At 70.6% G+C, this 6,289-nt stretch carries 6 protein-coding genes and 2 pseudogenes; all 8 read left to right on the forward strand.

Annotated features, from left to right (window positions below; all coding sequences use genetic code 11):
- Positions 1-210, forward strand: a pseudogene (locus tag ACK42S_RS14590) (hypothetical protein); the annotation flags it as partial.
- Positions 194-3,019 carry a tetratricopeptide repeat protein gene (locus tag ACK42S_RS14595; protein ID WP_409709033.1) on the forward strand — a complete coding sequence of 942 codons (2,826 nt, stop codon included), beginning with the start codon at positions 194-196 and terminating at the stop codon, positions 3,017-3,019. The pseudogene ACK42S_RS14590 and the gene ACK42S_RS14595, both read left to right, overlap by 17 nt.
- A 136-nt stretch (positions 3,020-3,155) precedes the next feature.
- Positions 3,156-3,725 (forward strand): tetratricopeptide repeat protein, encoded by a 570-nt coding sequence (locus ACK42S_RS14600; RefSeq protein ID WP_409709036.1) that lies wholly within the window; start codon positions 3,156-3,158, stop codon positions 3,723-3,725.
- Positions 3,722-4,015 carry a hypothetical protein gene (locus tag ACK42S_RS14605; protein WP_409709039.1) on the forward strand — a complete coding sequence of 98 codons (294 nt, stop codon included), beginning with the start codon at positions 3,722-3,724 and terminating at the stop codon, positions 4,013-4,015. Before ACK42S_RS14600 ends, ACK42S_RS14605 begins: the two co-directional genes overlap by 4 nt.
- A gap of 49 nt (positions 4,016-4,064) precedes the next feature.
- The gene (locus tag ACK42S_RS14610) at positions 4,065-4,724 is read left to right on the forward strand and encodes a MotA/TolQ/ExbB proton channel family protein (RefSeq protein ID WP_409709042.1); all 660 of its coding nucleotides are present in this window, start codon (positions 4,065-4,067) and stop codon (positions 4,722-4,724) included.
- A 30-nt stretch (positions 4,725-4,754) separates the two neighbouring features.
- Positions 4,755-5,249, forward strand: a complete 495-nt coding sequence (locus ACK42S_RS14615) for an ExbD/TolR family protein (RefSeq protein WP_409709045.1) — start codon at positions 4,755-4,757, stop codon at positions 5,247-5,249.
- Between the two features lie 9 nt (positions 5,250-5,258).
- Positions 5,259-5,759: an ExbD/TolR family protein gene (locus ACK42S_RS14620; protein ID WP_409709048.1), complete on the forward strand. Its 501-nt coding sequence runs from the start codon at positions 5,259-5,261 to the stop codon at positions 5,757-5,759.
- Positions 5,756-6,289, forward strand: a pseudogene (locus tag ACK42S_RS14625) (energy transducer TonB); the annotation flags it as partial. The gene ACK42S_RS14620 and the pseudogene ACK42S_RS14625, both read left to right, overlap by 4 nt.

The raw sequence follows: 6,289 nt of genomic DNA on the forward strand, positions 1-6,289 counted from the left end.
CGCATCGAGGCCCTGGCCCCGCGCGTGGCCGCACTCAGCCGCGAGCAGCAGCAGGCCGTCGAGGCCCTGGCCGTGGCCGAACTCACGCGCCAGCAGCAACGCCTGGCGGTGTATGCCACGCAGGCCCGCTTTGCCGTGGCCCAGCTGTATGACCACGCCACCCGCGCAGCGGGCGGTGCACAGGAGCGATCCGATGCGGCCCCGCGCTAGCCTCCTGCCCCCGCTGCTGATCTTGGCCGCCGCGCTGGCGGCCTGCTCGGGGCCGCGCAAGGGCAGCCCTGACAACGAGCCCACGCTCAAGAGCCTGGCCGGGCGCAAGATCGAGTTGCCCGCCGACCCGGGCATCCGCAGCACCGAAGAGCAGACCATCGCGGCTTACCAGAAATTCCTCGAGGTCGCCCCAAAGGCGCCGCAGCGTGCCGAAGCGATGCGCCGCCTGGGCGACTTGGAGATGGACCTGGCCGACCGTCGCATGGCCGAGGGCTCGGCCACGGGGACGCCGGCCGACTTCCGTGCCGCCATCGCCCGCTACCAGGACTACCTGCGCAGCTACCCGAAGGCGCCCGACACCGACCGCGTGCTCTACCAGCTCGCCCGCGCCCATGAGCAAAGCGGCCAGCTCGAACAGGCGCTGGCCGTGCTCGACCGCCTGGTCGCCGCCTACCCCGATGCCGCCACACGCGACGAGGCCCACTTCCGCCGCGGCGAGATCCTCTTTGCCGCCACGCGCTACCCGCAGGCCGAGGCCGCCTACACCGCGGTGCTGGCCAGCGGCAACGACACCCCCTACCGCGAGCGTGCGCTGTACATGCAGGGCTGGTCGCGCTTCAAGCAATCGCGCCTGGACGAAGCCCTCGCGTCCTTCTTCGGCGTGCTCGACCTCATGCTCGCAGGCCGCGGCGGCGAGGCCGGGCTCGACGGCATCGAGGGCCTCACCCGCGCCGAACGCGAGCTGATCGAAGACACCTTCCGCGTGGCCAGCCTCTCGCTGGCCAACCTGCAGGGCGCGGATTCCATCCCCCCCTACATCGACAGCGAGCTGCGCCAAGGCTACGAATTCCGCGTCTACGAGCAGCTGGCCGGGCTGTACCTGCAACAAGAACGGGTGAAGGACGCCGCCGACACTCTGGGCGCCTTCGCGCGCCGCCAGCCGCTGCATGCGCAGGCGCCGGTGCTGCAGGCCCGCGTCATCGACATCTACCAGGCCAACGGCTTTGCCACGCTGGCTCTCGAAGCCAAGAAAGAGTACGTGGGCCGCTATGGCGTGGACAGCGAGTTCCGCCGCGCCAACCCCGAGGGCTGGGCGCGCGCGCAGCCGCTGGTCAAGACGCACCTGAGCGAGCTGGCCCGCCATCACCACGCCAGCGCGCAAAAGACCAAGGCCTCGGCCGACTACCAGGAGGCCGTGCGCTGGTACCGCCAGTACCTCACGTCCTTCCCCGACGACCCGCAGGCACCGCAGAACCATTTCCTGCTGGCCGAGCTGCTCTTCGAGGACCAGCGCCATGCTGAAGCCGCGGCCGAGTACGAAAAGACCGCCTACGGCTACCCGCCCCATGCGCGCAGCGCCGACGCCGGCTACTCCGCCTTGCTGAGCTATGCCGAGCTGCACAAGGCCGCACGGCCCGAGCAGGCCGCCGCGCTCAAGCGGCAGGCCGTGGACAGCAGCCTGCGCTTTGCCCAGGCCTTCCCCGCCGACCCGCGCACCGGCGCCGTGCTCACGAACGCCGCCGACACCCTGTTCGCGCTGAACGATGCCGAGCGCGCCCAAGCCGTGGCCCGGCAGGTGCTGGCCCTGCAGCCGCCGGCTACCGACGCGCAGCGCCGGGTGGCCTGGACGGTGCTGGCCCACACCGCCTTCGACGGCGGCCGTTTCGACCTCGCCGAGCGCGCCTATGGCGAGGTGCTGGCGCTCACGCCGGCGCAGGCGGCCGGCCGCAATGAGCTGGTCGAGCGCCAGGCCGCGGCCATCTACAAGCAGGGTGAAGCCGCGCGCGACGCCGGCCGGGCTCGCGAGGCCGTGGGCCACTTCGAGCGCACCGCCCAGGTGGCGCCGCAATCGGCGGTGCGCGCCACGGCGCAGTACGACGCCGCGGCCGTGCTCATCGGCCTGAAGGACTGGGAGGCGGCGGCCCGCTCCCTGGAGGCCTTCCGCCAGCAGCATCCGAAGCACCCGCTGCAGGCCGAGGTGCCCGCCAAGCTCGCGACGGTGTACCTGGAGCAGGGCCACTGGGCCCAGGCGGCCGGCGAATTCGAACGGGTGGCCGCCACCCACCGCGACCCGGCCGTCGCCCGCGAGGCCCAATGGCAAGCGGCCGAGCTGCATCACAAGGCCACCGAACGCGGCGCCTCGCGCGGGGCTGCCACACGCGCCTACGAGCGCTACCTGCAGCAGCACCCGCAGCCGCTGGATCGCGCGGTGGAAGCCCGCCATCGCCTGGCCCAGCTCGCCAAGGCCGACGGCAACGCCGCGCGCGAGCAGCACTGGCTGCGCGAGGTGATGCTGGCCGACCAGCGCGCAGGCAACGCCCGCACCGACCGCACCCGCTTTCTGGGCGCCACCGCGGCGCTGGCCCTGGCCCGGCCGGCCGACGAGGCCTACCGCGAGGTGAGCCTGGTGGAGCCGCTGGAGCGCCACCTGCGCCTGAAGAAGCAGCGCATGCAAGCGGCCCTCCAAGCCTATGCCGTGGCAGCCGACTACGGCGTGGCCGGTGTCACCACGGCGGCCACCTACCGCATCGCCGAGATCTACGCCGATTTCGCCCAAGCGATGCTCAAGTCGCAGCGCCCGCGCCGCCTGTCCAAACTGGAACTGGAGCAGTACGAGGTGATGCTGGAAGAGCAGGCCTACCCCTTCGAGGAAAAGGCCATGGAGCTGCACGAGATCAACGCCCAGCGTGCAACGTCGGGCCTCTACGACGAATGGGTGCAACGCAGCTTCGCCGCGCTGGCCAAGCTGCGGCCGGTGCGCTACGGCAAGAGTGAAAAGAGCGAAGGAGCCATCGATGCGATCCGTTGATGTCGCTCCCCCCCGACGCGCTGCGCGCGCCTCCTCGAGGGGGCAACACCCGCGGTCCGGCGCAGCCGGTTGCGCGCTGTTTGCGGGCACCTTGTTGACGTGGGCGGCTTTGCTGGGAGGCTGTGCCACGGTCAGCTTGGACACGCCACCTGCGCCCGCTTTGGCCCCGGCTGCGGCGGCCCCGCCAGCGCCGCCGGCCGTGGACCCGGCCGCGCAGCGGGCCTTCGACGACGCCCGCCGCCAGCTCGTGGCCGGCCGTGCCGACCTGGCGCAGCGCGGCTTCGAGGCCCTCACGCGCAGCCATCCCGAACTGCCCGGGCCGTTTGCCAACCTCGGGCTCATCGCGCGCCAGGCCGGCCGCCTGGACGAGGCCGCGCAGGCGCTGGAAACCGCCACGCGTCTGGGGCCGACGCAAGCGTCCTACTGGAACCAGTTGGGCATCACCTACCGCCAGCAGGGTCGCTTCGAGCAGGCGCGCCAGGCCTACGAGCGGGCGCTGCAGGCCCGGGACGACTACGCCCCCGCGGTGCTCAACCTGGGCATCCTGCACGACCTCTACCTCGGCAACCCCACCCAGGCCCTGGGCCTGTACGAGCGCTACCTCAGCCTCGTGCCCGGCGGCGACGCCGAGGTGAACAAGTGGGTCATCGACCTGAAGAACCGCAGGCCGGCCCCCGTGGCCGTCCACCGCAAGGAGCAGCCATGAAGATGCTGACCGTCCCGTTCGGTCTGGTGCTGATGGGGGGCCTGCTGGCCGCCCCGGTGCGGGCCCAGGACCGGGCCGAGCTCGACCGCACCCAGATCATCGGCCACCGCGAACTGCCCAAGGTGCTCTACATCGTGCCCTGGAAGAAGCCGGTGCCTGGCGAGCGGGCCGGCCGCCCGGTCGAAGGCGTGCTCGACGAGGCGCTGGTGCCGCTGGACCGCGATGTCTTGCGCCGCCAGATCCACTACGAGCGCGTGCTCCGGGCCCCGGCGGCGGCACCGCAGCGCTGACCCTTGCACACCCTCACCCATTTTTCAGTCGTACCCCGGAGAGACGTCCATGAACACCTTCGAATTCATCGTCAAGTTCGTGCAGGACAGCGGTGCCTTCATCTACATCAGCATGCTGATCATGGCCTTGGGGCTGTCCATCGCCATCGAGCGCTACGCCTTCCTGCGCCGTGCCCGTGCGCAGAACAAGAAGCTGTGGGCCCAGTTGCTGCCGATGCTGCAAAGCGGCCGGTTCAAGGAGGTGTACCAGCTCGCGGCCGAATCGGATGCCGCCATCGGCAAGATCGTGGCCAACGGCCTGCAGCGCATGCAAAGCCCCGGCCGCCGCGAAGACATCGACGCCGCGATGGAAGAGGGCATGATGGAGATCGTGCCGCGCCTGGAAAAGCGCACGCACTACATCGCCACCTTCGCCAACGTCATCACGCTGGTGGGCCTGCTGGGCACCATCGTGGGCCTGATCAAGGGCTTCACCGCGGTGGCCCAGGTCAACCCGGCCGAAAAGGCCGAGATGCTGTCGGCCTCGATCTCGATCGCGATGAACAACACTGCGTTCGCGCTGATGGTGGCCATCCCCTTCTTGCTCATCCATGCCTTCTTGCAGGCACGCACCAGCGAGATCGTCGACGGCCTGGAAGCGGCCAAGATCAGCTTCCTCAACCTCGTGCAGCGCGCGAAGGCCGAAGCCGCCGGGTCGGCCACGAAGTGAACGCTCGCCGGGCCCCGTGAAGGAACCATCATGCGCGTCAGACGTCTGCGCAAGCATCCGGCGGAGCTGGAAGTCACCGCCTTCATCAACCTCATCGTGGTGCTGCTGCCCTTTTTGCTGTCCACCGCGGTGTTCACGCGCATGTCGGTGCTGGAGCTGAGCCTGCCGGCGCGCCACACCGGCGGCATCGAGCAGCTCCAGGCCAACGACCTGAAGCTGGAGATCGTGATCCGCCGCGACGCCATCGAGGTGGGCGACCGCATCGGCGGCCTGATCCAGCGCATCCCGGCGGTGAACGGCACGCAGGACCTGCGCACACTCTCGGCCCTGATGCTCGAGATCAAGCGCCGCTTTCCCGACACCACCACCGCCAGCATCCTGGCCGAGCCCGACACCTCCTACGACCTGCTGGTGCAGGTGATGGACGCGACCCGCGCCACCTACACCGCCGAGGGCGCGAACCTGGTGCGCACCGATCTCTTCCCCGACGTGGCCATCGGCGACGCCCCGGTGATCAAGCGCTGAGGGCCTGCCATGAAACTCACGCCTTTGCAGAAACGCGCGCAGCGCAAGGCCCGCAACCAGTCGAACGTCGACCTGAACCTGGTGGCGCTGATCGACATCTTCACCATCTTGCTGTTCTTCCTGCTCTCGGCCGCCTCGGGCATCGAGATCCTGTCGGTGCCCAAGGGGGTGAAGCTGCCGCAGTCCACCGCCGAAACCGTGCCGCGTGAAACCGTGGTGGTCGTCATCAGCCCCGAGGACATCCTCGTCGAGGGCCGTCGCGTGGCCACCGTGGCCCAGGCCATGGCCACCCCCGGCGACCTGATCGCCCCGCTGAAGGACGAACTCGACGGGATCGCCAGCCGCCAGGTCATCCGCGCCGAAAACGCCGCCCAGGGCCGCACGCTCACCATCATGGGGGACAAGAACATTCCCTACGCGCTGCTGCGCAAGGTGATGGCCACCGCGGCACGGGCCCACTTTGCCGACGTGTCCTTCGCGGTGACCCGAAAGTACGAGGTGTCGTCATGAGCGCGGCCACGGCCATTTCCTTCCGCGGCCCGGTCCTCGCCTGGTCCATCCCGCCCGAGGACATCGCCCGCTTCCGGCGCGTGCTGCGCTGGGTGCTGGGCCTCACGGCGCTGCTGTGCCTGCTCTTCCTGCTGTGGCCCACCCCGCAACCCGACCCGCGCCAGGCACCGCCCGTGCCCGAGCGGCTGGCGCGGCTGATGATCGAACGCGAGGCCACGCCGCTACCGCCGCCCCCGCCGCCGGCGGTGCAGCGTGAGACGGCCCCCAAGCCCGAGGCTGAATCCACCACGGCTCCGAAGCCCCCGGCGGCCTCCACCAGCGTGCCGCGCGACAACCGCCGGCCCGATCCGTCCAAGCCCGCCACGGTGCCCAACCCCGTGCCCGAGGCGCGCAACCCCATCGAAGGCCGCCCGCCCGGTGAGGTGGGTGAAGCGCGCCGGCGCGCCGCGGGCGTGGGGTTGCTCGCGATGAAGGACGAGCTGGCCGAGCTGCGCGGCGCCCCGGTGGCCGTGCAGTTGCGCAAAGACATC

It is taken from the genome of Caldimonas sp., assembly GCF_046289365.1.
GTDB lineage: Bacteria > Pseudomonadota > Gammaproteobacteria > Burkholderiales > Burkholderiaceae_C > Caldimonas.